The 16695-nt window shown below is 65.0% G+C and carries 13 protein-coding genes and 2 pseudogenes; 8 read left to right on the forward strand and 7 right to left on the reverse strand.

Annotated features, from left to right (window positions below; translation table 11 throughout):
- Position 1: 1 nt before the first annotated feature.
- The 6 genes and pseudogenes from rfaE2 to OKW38_RS17615 form a co-directional block, all read right to left on the reverse strand.
- The gene (rfaE2, locus tag OKW38_RS17590; protein WP_187612530.1) at positions 2 to 484 is read right to left on the reverse strand and encodes a D-glycero-beta-D-manno-heptose 1-phosphate adenylyltransferase; all 483 of its coding nucleotides are present in this window, start codon (positions 482 to 484) and stop codon (positions 2 to 4) included.
- 160 nt (positions 485 to 644) lie between these two features.
- The gene (locus tag OKW38_RS17595; protein ID WP_184026492.1) at positions 645 to 1523 is read right to left on the reverse strand and encodes a ferritin-like domain-containing protein; all 879 of its coding nucleotides are present in this window, start codon (positions 1521 to 1523) and stop codon (positions 645 to 647) included.
- A 538-nt stretch (positions 1524 to 2061) separates the two neighbouring features.
- A complete protein-coding gene (locus tag OKW38_RS17600) occupies positions 2062 to 2853 on the reverse strand; it encodes a PhaM family polyhydroxyalkanoate granule multifunctional regulatory protein (RefSeq protein ID WP_429362471.1) in 792 nt (263 codons plus the stop codon).
- 82 nt (positions 2854 to 2935) lie between these two features.
- Positions 2936 to 3793 carry an enoyl-CoA hydratase/isomerase family protein gene (locus tag OKW38_RS17605; RefSeq protein WP_429362473.1) on the reverse strand — a complete coding sequence of 286 codons (858 nt, stop codon included), beginning with the start codon at positions 3791 to 3793 and terminating at the stop codon, positions 2936 to 2938.
- A gap of 54 nt (positions 3794 to 3847) precedes the next feature.
- Positions 3848 to 4432: pseudogene (locus OKW38_RS17610) on the reverse strand (ABC transporter substrate-binding protein); the annotation flags it as partial.
- A gap of 223 nt (positions 4433 to 4655) precedes the next feature.
- On the reverse strand, positions 4656 to 5639 hold the full coding sequence (locus OKW38_RS17615; RefSeq protein ID WP_090802809.1) for a fumarylacetoacetate hydrolase family protein: 984 nt from the start codon (positions 5637 to 5639) through the stop codon (positions 4656 to 4658).
- 148 nt (positions 5640 to 5787) lie between these two features.
- Here OKW38_RS17615 and OKW38_RS17620 point away from each other — a divergent pair, with 148 nt between their 5' ends.
- From OKW38_RS17620 to OKW38_RS17650, 7 genes and pseudogenes are all read left to right on the forward strand, one after another.
- A complete protein-coding gene (locus OKW38_RS17620; RefSeq protein WP_187612533.1) occupies positions 5788 to 6714 on the forward strand; it encodes an IclR family transcriptional regulator in 927 nt (308 codons plus the stop codon).
- Between the two features lie 42 nt (positions 6715 to 6756).
- Complete coding sequence (locus OKW38_RS17625) at positions 6757 to 8070, forward strand: DUF3108 domain-containing protein (RefSeq protein ID WP_187612534.1); 1314 nt, start codon at positions 6757 to 6759, stop codon at positions 8068 to 8070.
- 150 nt (positions 8071 to 8220) lie between these two features.
- Entirely contained in the window at positions 8221 to 9009 is a 789-nt protein-coding gene (locus OKW38_RS17630) for an alpha/beta fold hydrolase (protein WP_090802803.1), read from the forward strand.
- Between the two features lie 118 nt (positions 9010 to 9127).
- Positions 9128 to 9385: a BTH_I0359 family protein gene (locus tag OKW38_RS17635; RefSeq protein WP_062125693.1), complete on the forward strand. Its 258-nt coding sequence runs from the start codon at positions 9128 to 9130 to the stop codon at positions 9383 to 9385.
- 293 nt (positions 9386 to 9678) lie between these two features.
- Positions 9679 to 10749 carry a homocysteine S-methyltransferase family protein gene (locus OKW38_RS17640; RefSeq protein WP_090802800.1) on the forward strand — a complete coding sequence of 357 codons (1071 nt, stop codon included), beginning with the start codon at positions 9679 to 9681 and terminating at the stop codon, positions 10747 to 10749.
- Positions 10750 to 10826: 77 nt separating this feature from the next.
- Positions 10827 to 13556: pseudogene (gene metH, locus OKW38_RS17645) on the forward strand (methionine synthase); the annotation flags it as partial.
- A gap of 189 nt (positions 13557 to 13745) precedes the next feature.
- Positions 13746 to 13943, forward strand: a complete 198-nt coding sequence (locus OKW38_RS17650; RefSeq protein ID WP_429335670.1) for an acid-shock protein — start codon at positions 13746 to 13748, stop codon at positions 13941 to 13943.
- A 131-nt stretch (positions 13944 to 14074) separates the two neighbouring features.
- Here OKW38_RS17650 and OKW38_RS17655 read toward each other — a convergent pair whose 3' ends face one another.
- Complete coding sequence (locus OKW38_RS17655; protein WP_018419249.1) at positions 14075 to 14401, reverse strand: DUF1840 domain-containing protein; 327 nt, start codon at positions 14399 to 14401, stop codon at positions 14075 to 14077.
- A 446-nt stretch (positions 14402 to 14847) separates the two neighbouring features.
- On the opposite strand from OKW38_RS17655, the gene argS reads away from it, so the two are divergent.
- Positions 14848 to 16638 carry an arginine--tRNA ligase gene (gene argS / locus OKW38_RS17660; protein WP_429362475.1) on the forward strand — a complete coding sequence of 597 codons (1791 nt, stop codon included), beginning with the start codon at positions 14848 to 14850 and terminating at the stop codon, positions 16636 to 16638.
- Positions 16639 to 16695: the final 57 nt, after the last annotated feature.

Genomic DNA, 16695 nt, shown 5'->3' on the forward strand with positions numbered 1-16695 from the left:
ATCAACCCTGCGTCCGCACCTTCTTCAACAGCGCGCTCGTCGAGCGATCGTGCTCGAACGCAATCGCGAGCGCCTTGCCGCCCCAACCGCGCACGAGCGCCGATTCGGGCAGCGCGTCCATGTCGTAGTCGCCGCCCTTCACGAGCACGTCCGGGCGCAGCGCGGAAATCAGCTCGACCGGCGTCTTCTCGCCGAAGCCCACCACGTAATCGACGCTTTCCAGCGCCGCTAGCAAAGCCATGCGGTCGGCCTCGTTGTTGATCGGCCGGTCGTCGCCTTTGCCGAGCATCCGCACCGACGCGTCGCTATTGACACCAACGATCAGGCACGCGCCCAGCGCCTTTGCGTCGGCCAGATAGGTCACGTGACCACGATGCAGGATATCGAACACGCCGTTCGTAAACACGACGGGCGCGCGCAGCGAAGGACGAAGCTTCACCAGGGCATCGCGCGTCAGAATCTTGCGTTCAAAGATGGCGGTCATCGCACGGTCACAGAGTTGGGGAATTAGGGAGTTGGGGCGTGACGGGAACAGGAATGCCAAGTGCCGTCACGATACACGCTGGACGGCCCGAAGCAAAACGGTCCGGCAAGCTCACGCTTGCCGGACCGCCGTTTGATACGGTGCTGAAACGCCTGAGTCGTTACGCCGGCTGCTGCTGCGCCGGGTTTTGTTCAGCGGCTTGCAGACGCGCGACCACTTCCTTGCGATAACGGTTCAGTTCCTGCGCGGTGTTGAACGTGCGTTCGAACAGCAGCGACAGGTTGTGCAGAATGCGCTCGATGACCTTCTTTTCCCAGCCGTCGTCGAAACGGATCTGCTCGTCGAGCCAGCGCTCGAGCCATTCCGGATCCGGCAGACGCGACTGGATCGTATCGCGCGGGAACAGCGCCTGGTTCACGTGCAGGTTGGTGGGGTGCAGCGGCTTTTCGGTGCGACGCGCCGACGCCATCAGCACGCCGATCTTCGCGAACGCGGCACGCGCGATGTCGCCGGTTTGCGCCATCGCCTTCTTCATATAGCGCAGATACGCGCCGCCGTGGCGCGCTTCGTCGCGCGAGATAGTTTCGTAGATGTGCTTGATGACTGGCTCGGTATGCCATTCGGCGGCGCGGCGATACCAGTGATTCAGGCGGATTTCGCCGCAGAAGTGCAACATCAGCGTTTCGAGCGGCGGTGCGGGATCGAACTCGAAGCGCACTGCGTGCAGTTCCTCTTCGGTCGGGACCAGTTCCGGCTTGAAGCGGCGCAGGTATTCCATCAGCACCAGCGAGTGCTTCTGCTCCTCGAAGAACCACACGCTCATGAATGCGGAGAAATCGCTGTCGTGATGATTGTCACGCAGAAACATTTCCGTGGCGGGCAACGCCGACCATTCCGTGATCGCGTTCATCTTGATCGTCGCGGCTTGCTCATCGGTCAACAGCGATGCATCGAATTTGTCCCAGGGAATGTCCTTCTCCATGTCCCATCGAACGGATTCGAGCGATTTGTAAAGTTCCGGATAAAGCATGGTGTTCATAGTCCCACCCCTGTTCTGCACATACTGTGTGTGTCTGTTGCTGCTACGTGTAGCCGTTTTATCTACGACGAACGGACGCGCCGTTTATCGGCCAAGCATTCAATTTTACGCGTTAATCAGCCGCCCAGAAGCATCGGGCAGCAAAGAAGTCCGGGCTTTTGTATTGGCGCCTGAAGCGTGAATCAGGCGCCGTGGCCAACCGTGGGGGAGGGATACCCTTTGCCTGAGGTCGAGCCAGTCTGGGTCGACAACCGCACCGTCCCGCCCTGCACCGGTAGCGCCGGCGGCGAATGACGCGAGGGCGGCGGGATTGGTTGTTTTCGGCGCACACCCCAAAGCCAGATCAAGCTTACACAATGATAGCACGCGCCTCCCACGAAACCCGTGACAGAAGCGGCGCGAGCGCACTGTGGCATTGACTTCTCTCAATAAAGTCGGCGATTCGCGCGGGCGGAAACCGCCGGCGCTGGAATAGGGAAAAACGCAGCCGATCAGTCGCCGTCATCATCGGCCACTGATTCCCGGCGCGCCGTCCGGCTCACGTCGACTTTTTCGGCGTTGCCGCGCTCGTTCCAGCCGCGCGTTTGGCCGACGGCGCGGCGCGCTTCGCCGCCGGCCGTTTGACGGCGGGCTTCGCGTTTTGGGCGGCGGCGCCCGACGCATCGGCGCCCGACGCATCCGCGGCCTTCGACGGTTCCGGCTTGCCCTGCGTGCCCCCGCCCGCCGCGGCGACCGCCACGGACGGCTGCGTCATCGCGAACTGCGCGATCTGGTTGAACTGCGATTGCAGCAGATTCCACCACGCGGACGCATCGAAGCCGGGCGCCGCGGGCGCCTCCTCTTCGTCGCTGTCGGCCTGCGTGGCGCTTTCGGGCGTGGGCGCGGCCGGCTTCGTCCAACTCGGCGCCCGGGCGGGGCTCGGGGCGGTGTTCGGCGCGTCACTCGCGGCGGCACCCGACGCAGCAGCCGCGGCGTGCGACATCGACGATTGCGCGAACGCGCCGAACGCGCGCAGCGTCGCGAGCGTCGCACGTTGCACTTCGAGCGCCTGGATCGCCGACTGCAGCATGCTCAGATTCAGCTTCAGCCATTGCTCGACCGCGCGCATGTCGGTGATGCGCTTGTCGAGCTCCTCGACGCTCGTGAGCGGCGCCATCATGTCGGACATCATCGACAGCGACGGACTCGTGCCCCCACCCGGCTGCGCGCCCGTCATGGCGGCGCCGAACGGCGACAGCCGAATCATGCTCCACATGCGATCGAGCATTTCAGCGGGCGGAAAACCGGGGAAGCCGGGAAAGGGCGGCGCGGAGCCAGTGGTGTCGGTCATGGTTGTCGCCTCGGTGCTGGATGATAGGTGGAGCGCGCGATGCCGCGCGCGTCGATTCGATCATACCGTGTGGGGTATGACATCACGATCGTTGGTCGTTACGTGGACCGCCCGCGCCAAAATCGGGCGCGCGCCGCTCGCGCAACGAGCTCAGGCCCTCGCGCACGTCGGGTCCCGCGAAGCCCATGAATTCCAGCGCGAGCGACGTATCGAACGCCGGCCCCGCCGTGCGCAGCCAGTTGTTCAACGCGTACTTGGTCCAGCGGATGGCGGTCTGCGAACCGTCGGCCAGCTTGCGCGCGACTTCGAACGCCTTCGGCAGCAGATCGCTTTCGTCGACGGCCAGCGACACGAGCCCGATGCGCTCCGCCTCCTCGCCGCTCACCGGCTCGCACAGCAGCAGGTAGTACTTCGCCTTTGCCATGCCGCACAGGAGCGGCCAGACGATCGCCGCATGATCGCCCGCGGCGACGCCGAGGCGCGTGTGTCCGTCGATGATGCGGGCCGTCTTCGCCGCGATCGAGATATCGGCGAGCAGCCCCGCGACGAGCCCCGCGCCGACCGCCGGCCCGTGCATCGCCGACACGATCGGCTTGCCGCAGTTGATCACGTTGTAGACGAGATCGCGCGCTTCGCGCCACACACGCGTGCGCACCTCGAAATCGTTCGCCATGTCCTCGACGAGCTGCAGATCGCCGCCGGCCGAAAAGCCTTTACCCTCGCCGCGAATGATCGCGACGCGCGTATCGGGATCGCGATCGATATCGCGCCAGATTTCCGCGAGCTCGTAATGCATGCGTGCGTTCGCGGTCGCGAGGCCGCTTTTATTCGCGCCCTCGCCGCTCATCACGACTTCGAGCACGCCATGCTGATGACGCTGCAAACGCAGCGACTGGTAGTGCGCGTAGTACGCGTCGTTCGGTTGCGATGGCTGAGGCATGGTGAGCAGTCCGGAGGAGATTCGTTCAGTCGCGCGCGCAACGCCGCGCCCCGTTCAATGCGGCTGATAAAGCCACTTGCCATTGGTGATTTCGACCATCACGCGGGCGCGCTGATCGAGCCCGAGATGATCGGCCTCGCTCATGTTGACGACGCCATTGGTGTCCGCGAGACCGCGTGTTCCTTCGAGCGCCTCGCGCAGCGCGCGGCGAAACGGCGTCGTGCCGGGCGCGCCGGCTTTCAGCGCGAGCGGAATCGCATGCTCGAGCAACGCGCCCGCGTCCGACGTGTACGAACCGAATGCCGACACGCTGCCCGCCCCGTGCCGCGCCTCGAAGCGTGCGATGTAATCGCGGGCGAGACCCTTCGCCGGATGATCGGCCGGCAATTGCGCGGCGACCAGCACCGGGCTCGCGGGCAGGAAGGTGCCGTTGCAATCGGCGCCGCACACGCGCAGGAAGTCGTTATTGCCGACGCCGTGGTTGTGATAGATGACGCCCTTGTAGCCTCGCTCGCGCAGCGTTTTCGGCGGCAACGCGGCAGGCGTGCCGGCCGCGCCGACCACTACCGCGTCGGGGTGGGTCGCGAGAATCTTCAGCACCTGGCCGGTCACGCTCGGATCGGTGCGATTGAAACGTTGACGCAAGCCACGCGCGCTCGTGCGCGCTTCAACGGGCGACGCGCAAGCGCGCCGACGTCCAGCTGCGGAGAAGTCCAATCGCGGCATGCTGTCTTCCTCCTCACGTCGGGGTTTTAGTTGTGATGTTTGCCGCAGTGTAGCCGCGCGCGCAAGTGGCGGCATCGGGCGAAACCCTTTCGCGCGTGCCGCCCGCGTCACAGCATTGCCGCGTGAGCGCCGCGCTTCATTCGAGCGGCGCGATGCTCTGCTCGATCGCACCGAAAATCGACTTGCCCGCATCGTCGAACATTTCGATCCTCACGGTGTCGCCGTATTTCATGAACTCCGTTTGCGGCGCGCCGTGCTCGATCGTTTCGAGGCAGCGCTTCTCGGCGATACAGCAGTAGCCGCGTTTCGCGTCCTTGTTCGACACCGTGCCCGAACCGACGATGGCACCAGCACGCAGATTGCGCGTTTTCGCGGCATGCGCGATCAGCTGACCGAAGTGAAACACCATATCGGTGCCCGCGTCGGGCTGGCCGACCTTCCTGCCGTTCCAGTGGACGATCATCGGCCGATGCACGCGGCCTTCGCGCCAGTGTTCGCCGAGCTCGTCGGGCGTCACGGCGACCGGCGCGAATGAGGTGGCCGGCTTGCTCTGGAAAAAGCCGAAGCCCTTCGCGAGTTCGGCGGGGATCAGGTTGCGCAGCGACACGTCGTTGACGAGCGTGACCAGCCGCACGCCGCGCAGGGCCTGCTCGGGCGTCGCGCCCATCCGCACATCGCCGGTGACGACCGCGACTTCGGCCTCGAAGTCGATGCCGTACTCTTCCGATGCGCACGCCACGTCGTCGCGCGGGCCGATGAAGTCGTCGCTACCGCCCTGGTACATCAGCGGGTCGGTCCAGAATTCGGGCGGCATTTGCGCGCCGCGCGCGCGCCGCACGAGCTCGACGTGGTTCACGTACGACGAGCCGTCGGCCCACTGGAACGCGCGCGGCAGCGGCGCCATGCACTCTTTGGCGTCGAATGAAAAGCTGTTGCGCGCACGGCCCTGGTTCAGCGCATCGTAAAGGTCGTGCAGTTGCGGCGCGTAGAAGGCCCAGTCGTCTAGCACGCGCTGCAGCGTGGGCGCGATCGCGTCGGCGATGGCCGCCGTGTGCAGGTCGCGGGACACGACGATCAGTTGACCGTCGCGCGTGCCGTCCTTCAGCGAGGCAAGTTTCATAGAGCTGTGAACCGTGTATTAGTGACGATGGAAGGAATGTATTCTACGATGGTGAATCGGCGCGGCCCAATATCTGCGTGTTCGTCGTCGTGTCACCGTAGCCGTCTCCAATTACGATCACCGAACGCGCTGCCCGCGCCTTTTGCACATGTCCGCCAACGCCCGCTCCGGCACGATCCGCACCCGCACCGACCCCGCGTCCGCCGACGATCTGCTCGATCCCGCCCATGCAACCGACGCAACCGGCGCCGATGACGAACCCGGCGAACCCGGCGAAGAAAAACTGCGCTCGGGCATCCAGTCGATCGAGGTCGGTTTCAGGCTGCTCGACGTGCTGACCCACGAGCCGCGCGCGATGATGCTGCGCGATCTCGCGCAGCGCGCGGGCATGAGTCCGGCGAAGGCGCATCGCTATCTGGTCAGCTTTCTGCGTCTCGGCGTGGTCGCGCAGGACCCGCTGTCGGGCCGTTACGAACTCGGCGGCTTCGCTTTGCAGCTGGGGCTCGCGCGGCTTGCTCGCGTCGACGGTGTGAAGCTCGCGCGCATCGCGCTCGCCGAACTGCGCGACCGGCTCGACCTGACCGTCGGCATCGCGGTGTGGGGCAATCAGGGACCGACGATGGTGCACTGGATGGAGTCAAGCTATCCGGCCAAGGCGTCGCTGAAGCTCGGCGACGTGATGCCCTTGCTCAGTTCGGCGACCGGTCTGCTGTTCGCCGCCTACCTGCCGTCCGGCAAGACCGCCGTGATGCTCGAGCGCGAGCTGGCCGACTCGCGGCGCTCGTCGTATAGCGGCGCGCCACGCACCCGCGAAGAGGTCGACAAGGTGCTCGCCGAGGTGCGCGAGCACGAGGCTGCGCGCGTCGAAGGCATGCTGCTGCCGACGATCCACGCGTTTTCGTTGCCGGTGTTCGATTCGACCGGCGAACTCGCGCTCGGTCTCGTCGCGCTCGGCCATGAAGGGGCGTTCGATATCCGCTGGGGCGGCGAGATCGATACCGCGCTGCGCGAATGCGCGCACAAGCTGTCGTACGAACTCGGCTATAGCGCGACCCCGCGTGGTGACAACGGTTGATACGCACCGTATCCTTTCACGCTCTCACCGATTCAAGCGCCGATGGATTTTGCTTCCGCCAACCGCCGTCATGATCGCCTGCCCGCTTTTGGTAGCGGGCCGGGACGCGGCGCGCGCGCGTGGCGCTGGATCGCCGTCCTCGCGGCCGTCGCGGTTGTGCACTGGATCGCGGCGCAATGGTTCGAGCGCAATCGCGTGGATCTGAATCCGGCGAATCGCGAGCATGTGCCGGTGCAGGTCGTGCTGCTGACGCCCGAAAGGGTCGAGCGTCAACCCGCGCCACAGCCCGCCGTGCCGGCACCGCATCCGCCCGCGCCAGCACGCAAGCCCGCGGCGAGGCCGCCGCGCGAGCAGCATGTGATGACCGCGTTGCAACCGGCCAAACCGAACGAGCCCGCGGCCACGCCGGCATCGGAGGTGGCGGCTAGCGCGCCACCCGCCACCGCGAACGCGAATGCATCGGCCCATGCGAATGCCAGTGGCGCCGTCGCGAGCGCCCCTGCCGCGGCCAGCGCGCCGCAAGCGTCGCAGGGAGTGAAGTTTTCGGTACCGCCGTCGGCCGAACTCGACTACGACACGTTCTACAACGGCGTGCGCAACGCGCCCGGCACGATCCATTGGGCGAGCGACGGGCAGGGCTACGAAATGGTCGTATCAGTGCCGCTGCCGTTCGTCGGTCCGTTCGTGTTTTCGAGCCACGGCGGCATCGATGCCTTTGGCCTCGCGCCGGCGCAGTACAGCGAAAAGCGTGGCCGTCGCGCCGAAGACATCGCGATCTTCAATCGCAACGACAAGAAGGTGGGCTTTACGCGCACGCCCGCCTCGTTGCCGTTGCCCGACGGCGCGCAGGATCGCTTCAGTGTCGTGATGCAGCTCGCGAGCCTCGTGCGCGGCGATCCTGATGCCTATAAGCCTGGCGTGACGCGACAGTTTTTCGTCGTCGATACCGATAGCGGAGAGAATTGGCCGATCGAGACGATCGGCGACGAAACGATCCGCGCCGCGCAAGGCTATCTGCAGACGCGTCACTTCAAACGTCTGCCGCGCCACGATGGCGACCAGCGCCGCGTCGATGTGTGGCTCGCCCCGTCCCTTGGCTGGCTGCCGGCGCGCATACTGCAGACGGAGCCGAACGGTACCCAGTTCGAACTGGTGTGGCGCGGCAAGCTGAATGTCGATGGCACGTCGCCGGATGACCGCGGCAATGGTGGCGCGCCGGCCACGCCTGCTGCACCCGCAGCCCCCGCTGCCACGGGCCCTGCAACGCCGGCGCCGGCCGACGCATCGGCAGTAACACCCGAGGCCGCCCCAGTTGCACCGGTCGATTCGACCGCTCCGACCATCATCAAACCGTGACACTTTTCGTGACACAGTGTCACGAGCAGATCTGCTCGAGATCGGCGAAACTTCCTTTGCAACGCTGACTCGCACGTCAATGGAGCCCCGTTCGCGCGAACGAGGCGACCCACCGCGCTTTTTCACTGCGTTTCCTTCAAAGGAGTCCGCATGCAAGTGAACATCAACGGTATCGACACACGCTACGTGCTGAGCAACGAAGGCGGCGGCCCGTGGCTCACGTTCATCCATCAGTTGGGCGGCGATCTTTCCATCTGGGATCAGATGGCAGGCTATTTCCGCGACGATTACACGGTGCTGCGCTACGACGTGCGCGGCCACGGCCACAGCGCGGCTGCGCGCGAGCCGTTCGCCATGCGCGATCTGGCCGACGATCTCGCCAAACTGCTCGATGCCCTCGGCGCGCGGACGACGCACCTGGTCGGCCTGTCGCTCGGCGGCATGATTGCGCAGCAGTTCGCGCTCGACCATCCATCGCGCATCGACACGCTGACGATTGCCGACAGCACCGGCGGCACTCCGCCCGAGAACCGTGAGTTGTGGAATCAGCGCGCCCACACCGCGCGCAGCGACGGCATGGAGGCGCTGTTACCGTCGACGATCGCGCGTTGGCTCACGCCCGACTTTCAGGCCGGCCATCCCGAAGCGGTCGAGCCGATCCGTGAGACATTTGCGCGCACCTCGCCGGAAGGTTTTGCGATGGCCTGCGAGGCACTGCGCGATTTCGACCTTCGCGGCCAGCACGGCGCAATCCGCTCGCCGACGCTGACGGTGGCCGGACGTCACGACACTGGCACGCCCCCTGCTGCTACGCAGGCAATAGCGGAGGCGATCGAGGGCGCCCGCTTCGAGTTGCTGGACGCCGCGCATCTCGCGCCAATCGAGCAATCACAGCGTTTTGCCGCCTTGCTTGAATCGTTTCTGGAGCGGCGAGTCTAACCGTCAGGTCCGGAGTTTTTACTTGCGTCGTCCGGACCCACCCCTTGAATTCCATCCCACATGCTCCACCTACGGTCCAGAAAAGGGCAGGAGCCCAACGGAAATAAGGAGTGTCGCCATGCAAATGATCTATAACAGCCCTAACTACTGTGTCGTCGAGTTTCCTCCGCAGGAAGGTCTGCTTGCCATGAAGTCGGGCGGCTACGAGATTGTCGACAAGAACATGCAGCGCGAAATCTACATCGACGGGGCAATGGCGGCGCGTTTTCGCGAGCATGTGCAAAAGCTGATCGAAGGCGAGCCGACGCTCGACGAGGTTGATGAATTCCTCGGTCAATTCGACAGTCTGATGCATCAACCGGTGGTCCTGCATTGACTGGAGGTGTTCAGCTGGCGCTCTGGCGACATCGATCGACCGCACCGCGCGGCTTTGCCGGCGGGTTCCATGAAGCGGTCGGCGGCAGCGAAACGGCCCGGCAGGCTTTGGCTTGCCGGGCCGTTTTTTATTGCCTCGTTGGTTAGCGCGTTTCTGAATTCCCGGCGCGACGCGTTCGTATCGGTCGATTTTGCCGGCCGCGCCTCGCACTCTCCTCCGCGCCGGGCGCATCCGCCCGGCTGCGGCTACAATGACAGGCTTTCCGCCAACGCCGGCGCAAGCCCTCGTCCGCCATGACCCAGCCTGCTCAATCCATCACGCCAGTCCGTTCGGAGCCCGCCTACACCCGCGGCGCAGCGCTGCCCGCGCTGCTGAACTCGCGCATCCTGATTCTGGACGGCGCGATGGGCACGATGATCCAGCGCTACAAGCTCGACGAAGCCAGCTATCGCGGCGAGCGCTTCAAGGACTACGCGCGCGACATCAAGGGCAACAACGAACTGCTGTCGATTACCCAGCCGCAGATCATCGCCGAGATTCACGAGCAGTATCTCGCGGCGGGCGCGGACATCATCGAGACCAACACGTTCGGCGCGACCACGGTCGCGCAGGCCGACTACGGCATGGAATCGCTCGCCGTCGAGATGAACATCGAATCGGCGAAGCTCGCGCGCGCCGCGTGCGACAAATACGCAACGCCGGACAAGCCGCGCTTCGTCGCCGGCGCGATCGGCCCGACGCCGAAAACCGCCAGCATTTCGCCGGACGTCAACGATCCGGGCGCGCGCAACGTGACCTTCGACGAACTGCGCGCCGCGTACTACGAGCAGGCGAAAGCGCTGCTCGACGGCGGCGCGGACCTGTTCCTCGTCGAAACGATCTTCGACACGCTGAATGCGAAGGCCGCACTGTTCGCGCTCGACGAGCTGTTCGAAAACACCGGCGAGCGTCTGCCGATCATGATCTCGGGCACCGTCACCGATGCGTCGGGCCGCATTCTGTCGGGCCAGACCGTCGAGGCCTTCTGGAACTCGCTGCGTCACGCGAAGCCGCTCACGTTCGGCCTGAACTGCGCGCTCGGCGCGGCGCTGATGCGTCCGTACATCGCCGAGCTCGCGAAGCTGTGCGACACCTACGTGTCGTGCTATCCGAACGCCGGCCTGCCGAACCCGATGAGCGACACCGGCTTCGACGAATTGCCCGCGGATACCTCTGGCCTGCTGAAGGAATTCGCCGAAGCGGGGCTCGTGAACATCGCGGGCGGCTGCTGCGGCACGACGCCCGAGCACATCGCGGCGATCGCGAAGGCGCTCGCCGAGCTGAAGCCGCGCAAGTGGCCGAGCCAGTATCGCGACGCGGCCTGAGCCCGCCTGAAACACTTCGCCCCGACGCCCTGCACGTCCTGCACGTCCTGCACGTCCCTTAACGCACGCACCCGACTCGTACACACGCCATGACCGATCACACCATGCGCCTTGCCGGCCTCGAGCCGTTCAACGTCACGTCCGGGACGCTCTTCATCAACGTTGGCGAACGCACCAATGTGACCGGCTCGAAAGCGTTCGCGCGAATGATCCTGAACAATCAGTTCGACGAAGCATTGGCCGTCGCGCGCCATCAGGTCGAGAACGGCGCGCAGGTAATCGACATCAACATGGACGAGGCGATGCTCGATTCGAAAGCGGCAATGGTCCGCTTCATGAATCTGATCGCGTCGGAGCCGGACATCGCGCGCGTGCCGATCATGATCGACTCGTCGAAGTGGGACGTGATCGAGGCGGGTCTCAAGTGCGTGCAGGGCAAGGCGATCGTCAACTCGATCTCGCTGAAGGAAGGCAAGGAAGCGTTCGTTCATCATGCGAAGCTGATTCGCCGCTATGGCGCGGCTGCGGTCGTGATGGCGTTCGACGAACAGGGCCAGGCCGATACGTTCCAGCGCAAGACCGGGATTTGCAAGCGCTCGTACGACGTGCTCGTCAACGAAGTCGGCTTTCCGCCCGAGGACATCATCTTCGATCCGAACATCTTTGCGATCGCGACCGGCATCGAGGAACACAACAACTATGCGGTCGACTTCATCGAGGCGACCCGCTGGATCAAGCAGAACCTGCCGTACGCGAAGGTGAGCGGCGGCGTGTCGAACGTGTCGTTCTCGTTCCGCGGCAACGATCCGGTGCGCGAGGCGATTCACACTGTGTTCCTCTATCACGCGATCCAGGCGGGGATGGACATGGGCATCGTCAACGCGGGCCAGCTCGGCGTGTATGCCGAACTCGATCCCGAACTGCGCGAGCTCGTCGAAGACGTCGTGCTGAATCGCCGTCAAGACGGCACCGACCGCCTGCTCGAAATCGCCGACAAGTTCAAAAGCGGCGCCGCGAAGAAGGAAGAGAACCTCGAGTGGCGCAAGCAGCCGGTCGAGAAGCGTCTCGCGCATGCGCTCGTGAGCGGCATCACCACGTTCATCGTCGAAGACACCGAGGAAGTGCGCGCGAAGATCGCCGCTGCAGGCGGCCGTCCGATCAACGTGATCGAAGGTCCGCTGATGGACGGCATGAACATCGTCGGCGACCTGTTCGGCCAGGGCAAGATGTTCCTGCCGCAGGTCGTGAAGTCGGCGCGCGTAATGAAGCAGGCGGTCGCGCATCTGATCCCGTTCATCGAGGAAGAAAAGCGCCGGCTCGCGGCGGCCGGCGGCGACGTGCGCGCCAAGGGCAAGATCGTCATCGCGACCGTGAAGGGCGACGTGCACGACATCGGCAAGAACATCGTGTCGGTCGTGCTCCAGTGCAACAACTTCGAAGTGGTCAACATGGGCGTGATGGTCCCGTGCAGCGAGATCCTCGCGAAGGCGAAGGTCGAGGGCGCGGACATCATCGGGCTGTCGGGCCTGATTACGCCGAGTCTCGAAGAAATGGCCTACGTCGCATCGGAAATGCAGCGCGACGACTACTTCCGCGTCAAGAAGATTCCGCTCCTGATCGGCGGCGCGACGACCTCGCGTGTGCACACGGCGGTGAAGATCTCTCCGCACTACGACGGGCCGGTGGTCTACGTCCCGGACGCGTCGCGCTCGGTATCGGTCGCCTCGAGCCTGCTGTCCGACGAGGGCGCCGCGAAGTACATCGACGAACTGAACGCCGACTACAACCGCATCCGCGATCAGCATGCGAACAAAAAAGCACAGCCGATGGTCACGCTCGCACAAGCGCGCGCCAATAAGACGAAGATCGACTGGGCAGGCTATCGGCCGGTCAAGCCGAAGTTCATCGGCCGGCGCGTGTTCAAGAACTTCGATCTGAACGAGCTCGCGAACTATATCGACTGGGGTCCGTTCTTCCAGACCTGGGATCTCGCCGGCCCATATCCGGCGATTCTCAATGACGAGATCGTCGGCGAATCGGCGCGGCGCGTGTTCTCCGACGGCAAGTCGATGCTCGCGCGCCTGATTCAGGGCCGCTGGCTGCAGGCCAACGGCGTGATCACGCTGTTGCCGGCCAACACGGTGAATGACGACGACATCGAAATCTACACGGACGAATCGCGCACCGAAGTCGCGCTGACGTGGCGCAATCTGCGTCAACAGAGCGTGCGGCCGGTGGTCGACGGGGTGATGCGGCCGAACCGCTCGCTGGCCGACTTCATCGCGCCGAAGGACTCGGGCGTCGCCGACTACATCGGCATGTTCGCGGTGACGGCGGGTCTTGGCGTCGACGTGAAGGAGAGGCAGTTCGAGAAGGATCTCGACGACTACAGCGCGATCATGCTGAAGGCGCTCGCGGACCGGCTCGCCGAAGCATTCGCCGAAGCGTTGCACGCGCGCGTGCGGCGCGACCTGTGGGGCTACGCGAACAGCGAAAACCTCTCCAGCGAGGAGCTGATCGCCGAAAAATACCGCGGCATCCGCCCGGCGCCAGGCTATCCGGCCTGCCCCGACCATCTCGTCAAGCGCGACATGTTCGACGTGCTGCAGGCGAACGAAATCAACATGAGCGTGACCGAATCGCTGGCGATGCTGCCGGCGGCGAGCGTGTCGGGCTTCTACCTCGCGCATCCGGACAGCACCTATTTCTCGGTCGGCAAGATCGGCGCGGACCAGCTCGACGACTACGCGCAGCGGATGTCGCTCACGAAAGCGGACGCCGAGCGCGCGTTGGCGCCGTTGCTTTGAGCGTGAAGCGATACGTGGCCGGGCCGTGCGGCCCGAGCCGCGCGTGCGCGACTATATCGAGTCCGAAAGACAGAATATTTGGCGCCACGGCAATTTCGGCTTTGTAGACTGAGTCGGCTTTCATCCCGTCAGGCGCGAGCACAACGCGCCGGCTCACCGAAATTGCAACCGTCAACGGAGAAAAATCGTATGAAGAAGCTGACACTGTTATTGACCGCTGTTTCGCTGGCCGCGGGCGCTTCCGTGGCGCTCGCACAACCCGCCGCGCCGGGCGGATCGAGCGCGGTCAGCTCCTACTCGCCCCCCACCGAGGCGCATGTCAAAAAGGCGAAGAAGCAAAAGATGAAGAAAGGCACGGCAGCGTCGGCGGCCCCCGCGAGCCAGTGAGCGGCAAGGCGGACAAGCCCTCTGAATGACAAAGAGCCCGCGTCAAGCGGGCTCCTTTCTTTGAGTGCGCCCCAAAAGCGCTTATGAAGGCCTTCCGAGACCGGGCCGCGGCGCTCGGGACCCAGCAGAAATCAAAGCCCCCAGACGATATCCGCGTTTTCCTTCTGCGCCGCGCGCAGCATGTCGAGGAACGGATACGCGCGCTGCGCGAGACCGGGCGGAATCTCGTGACGATCGCGGCCGTCTTCGCCCTCGTGGAAATGGCCCTCGTGCTCGGCGCGCTCCTGCTTGTCGGAGGTGATCGCCGCTTCGAGCTTCTCGATGGCCGGGCCCAGTTCGTCGTGAGTAATGACGCCCCGCTGCCCAAGGCGTTTGCCGACAATGCCGACCAGATACTGCGCCAGATTCTCCAGCATCATCACGTCAGGGCAGGCGTGGCACTTGAAAGTAATCAGCATGACTGTTCCCTTTTTCGTTATGTCGGGTTAACGCATGAGCGTCCCAAGGGCAGCAACAGCGCGCGCCTGACGTGGCGCCTGCAAGGCGCGGCGGCCCCAGCCCCTCGTGGGCAACTCATTGAACATATTAGCACCTGCTAAAATCCGTCTGAACGGAAAAGCGCGCCGCCCAGCGCCACGTATGGCAAGGCTCGACGAGCATCGCACACGTGGGCCAAGCGGGGGCGTCGAACCATCGGCCGCGATCCGCATGCCGCGCGAGCCTGCGTGCCGGCGGGCCGCCGAGCGGAGTCCACCGGGTTGCGCTGCTTGCATCTCGTCGCATCGCCTGGGGGACACTCTGCCGGCGGCGCCGCAAAGCGCTGCCGCGTTCAACGCTTGCGACACCGGCCTCGGCCGGCGCCTCTTCCGCCTTACCGGATTGCCTCACTGGACTCGCAACAAGCATGCTGCCCGCACACAAACACACACTCGAAACACTGCTCGCCGAGACGGTGAAGCAGGTCGCGACTGCCACCCAAGGCGCGACGGAAGCCGCCTTCGTCTCGCCCGCCATCGCGCTGGAGCGCCCGAAAGTCGCCGCGCACGGCGACGTCGCGTGCAACGTCGCGATGCAGCTCGCCAAGCCGCTGCGCGCCAATCCGCGCCAGCTCGCGCAACAGATCGTCGATGCGCTGCTCGTCAATCCGCAGGCCAAAGGCCTGATCGACACCGCCGAAGTGGCGGGCCCTGGCTTCATCAACCTGCGGCTCACGGCCGCCGCCAAGCAAGGCGTGATCGCCGCCGTGTTCGCCGAGAAGGACGCGTACGGCGGCTCACGGCGCGACGCCGGCAAGCACGTGCTGATCGAGTTCGTGTCGGCCAACCCCACCGGCCCGCTGCACGTCGGCCACGGCCGCCAGGCCGCGCTCGGCGACGCGCTCGCGAACGTGCTCGCGTCGCAGGGCTGGGACGTGCACCGCGAGTTCTACTACAACGACGCCGGCGTGCAGATCCACACGCTCGCCCTGTCGACCCAGGCACGCGCACGCGGCCTCGCCCCCGGCGACGAAGGCTGGCCCGCGTCGGCCTATAACGGCGAGTACATCGCCGACATCGCGAAAGACTATCTGAACGGCATCACGGTCGAGGCGAGCGACGGCGAGCCCGTCACCGGCGCGCGCGACGTCGAGGACCTCGAGGCGATCCGCCGCTTCGCGGTCACGTATCTGCGTCGCGAGCAGGACATGGACCTGCAGGCGTTCGGCGTGAAGTTCGACCAGTACTACCTGGAATCGTCGCTGTACACGGAAGGCCGCGTCGAGAAAACGGTCGACGCGCTGATCGCCGCGGGCAAGACCTACGAGCAGGAAGGTGCGCTGTGGCTGCGCACCACCGACGACGGCGACGACAAAGACCGCGTGATGCGCAAGACCGACGGCACCTACACGTACTTCGTGCCGGACGTCGCCTATCACGTCGCGAAGTGGGAGCGCGGCTTCACCAAGGTCATCAACGTGCAGGGCTCGGATCACCACGGCACGATCGCGCGCGTGCGCGCAGGTCTGCAGGGTCTCGGCATCGGCATTCCGAAGGGCTACCCCGACTACATCCTGCACAAGATGGTCACGGTCATGCGCAACGGCGAAGAGGTGAAGATCTCGAAGCGCGCGGGCAGCTACGTGACGGTGCGCGACCTGATCGAATGGTCGGGCGGCGCGACGCCGGGCTCGGAAGCGGCCGTCGATCTGATCGACGAGGAAACCATTCGCCGCGGCCGCGACGCGGTGCGCTTTTTCCTGATCTCGCGCAAGGCGGACACCGAGTTCGTGTTCGACATCGACCTCGCGCTGAAGCAGAACGACGAGAATCCGGTGCACTACGTGCAGTATGCGCACGCGCGCATCTGCTCGGTGATCGCCGAGTGCAACGCGCGCTACGGCCTCGACGAGAACGCGCTCGCAAGCGTGGATTTCGCGCCGCTCACGAGCGAGCGCTCGATGGCGCTGCTCAACAAGCTCGCCGAATTCCCGGACATGCTGCAGCACGCCGCCGACGAACTCGCGCCGCACGCGGTCGCCTTCTACCTGCGCGAACTCGCCGGCGAATTTCACTCGTTCTACAATGACCGTGCCGAGCGCGTGCTGGTCGACGATGCGGCCGAACGCAACGCTCGCGTCGCGCTGCTCGCGGCCACGCGCCAGGTGCTGGCCAACGGTCTCGCGACGATCGGCGTCTCCGCTCCCGTCAAGATGTAACTCCTCCAGCGTAATATGCGCGCGGCCGTCGTTATAATCGGCGGCCGTTCCTGGATT

It is taken from the genome of Paraburkholderia sp. MM5496-R1 (assembly GCF_050436205.1).
In the GTDB taxonomy this organism is placed as follows: Bacteria; Pseudomonadota; Gammaproteobacteria; order Burkholderiales; family Burkholderiaceae; genus Paraburkholderia; species Paraburkholderia tuberum.

Bases quoted from the DNA above. Each gene is read 5' to 3' on its own strand.
- rfaE2 (WP_187612530.1), bottom strand. From the start codon at position 484: ATGACCGCCATCTTTGAACGCAAGATTCTGACGCGCGATGCCCTGGTG.
- OKW38_RS17595 (WP_184026492.1), bottom strand. From the start codon at position 1,523: ATGAACACCATGCTTTATCCGGAACTTTACAAATCGCTCGAATCCGTT.
- OKW38_RS17600 (WP_429362471.1), bottom strand. From the start codon at position 2,853: ATGACCGACACCACTGGCTCCGCGCCGCCCTTTCCCGGCTTCCCCGGT.
- OKW38_RS17605 (WP_429362473.1), bottom strand. From the start codon at position 3,793: ATGCCTCAGCCATCGCAACCGAACGACGCGTACTACGCGCACTACCAG.
- OKW38_RS17615 (WP_090802809.1), bottom strand. From the start codon at position 5,639: ATGAAACTTGCCTCGCTGAAGGACGGCACGCGCGACGGTCAACTGATC.
- OKW38_RS17620 (WP_187612533.1), top strand. From the start codon at position 5,788: ATGTCCGCCAACGCCCGCTCCGGCACGATCCGCACCCGCACCGACCCC.
- OKW38_RS17625 (WP_187612534.1), top strand. From the start codon at position 6,757: ATGGATTTTGCTTCCGCCAACCGCCGTCATGATCGCCTGCCCGCTTTT.
- OKW38_RS17630 (WP_090802803.1), top strand. From the start codon at position 8,221: ATGCAAGTGAACATCAACGGTATCGACACACGCTACGTGCTGAGCAAC.
- OKW38_RS17635 (WP_062125693.1), top strand. From the start codon at position 9,128: ATGCAAATGATCTATAACAGCCCTAACTACTGTGTCGTCGAGTTTCCT.
- OKW38_RS17640 (WP_090802800.1), top strand. From the start codon at position 9,679: ATGACCCAGCCTGCTCAATCCATCACGCCAGTCCGTTCGGAGCCCGCC.
- OKW38_RS17650 (WP_429335670.1), top strand. From the start codon at position 13,746: ATGAAGAAGCTGACACTGTTATTGACCGCTGTTTCGCTGGCCGCGGGC.
- OKW38_RS17655 (WP_018419249.1), bottom strand. From the start codon at position 14,401: ATGCTGATTACTTTCAAGTGCCACGCCTGCCCTGACGTGATGATGCTG.
- argS (WP_429362475.1), top strand. From the start codon at position 14,848: ATGCTGCCCGCACACAAACACACACTCGAAACACTGCTCGCCGAGACG.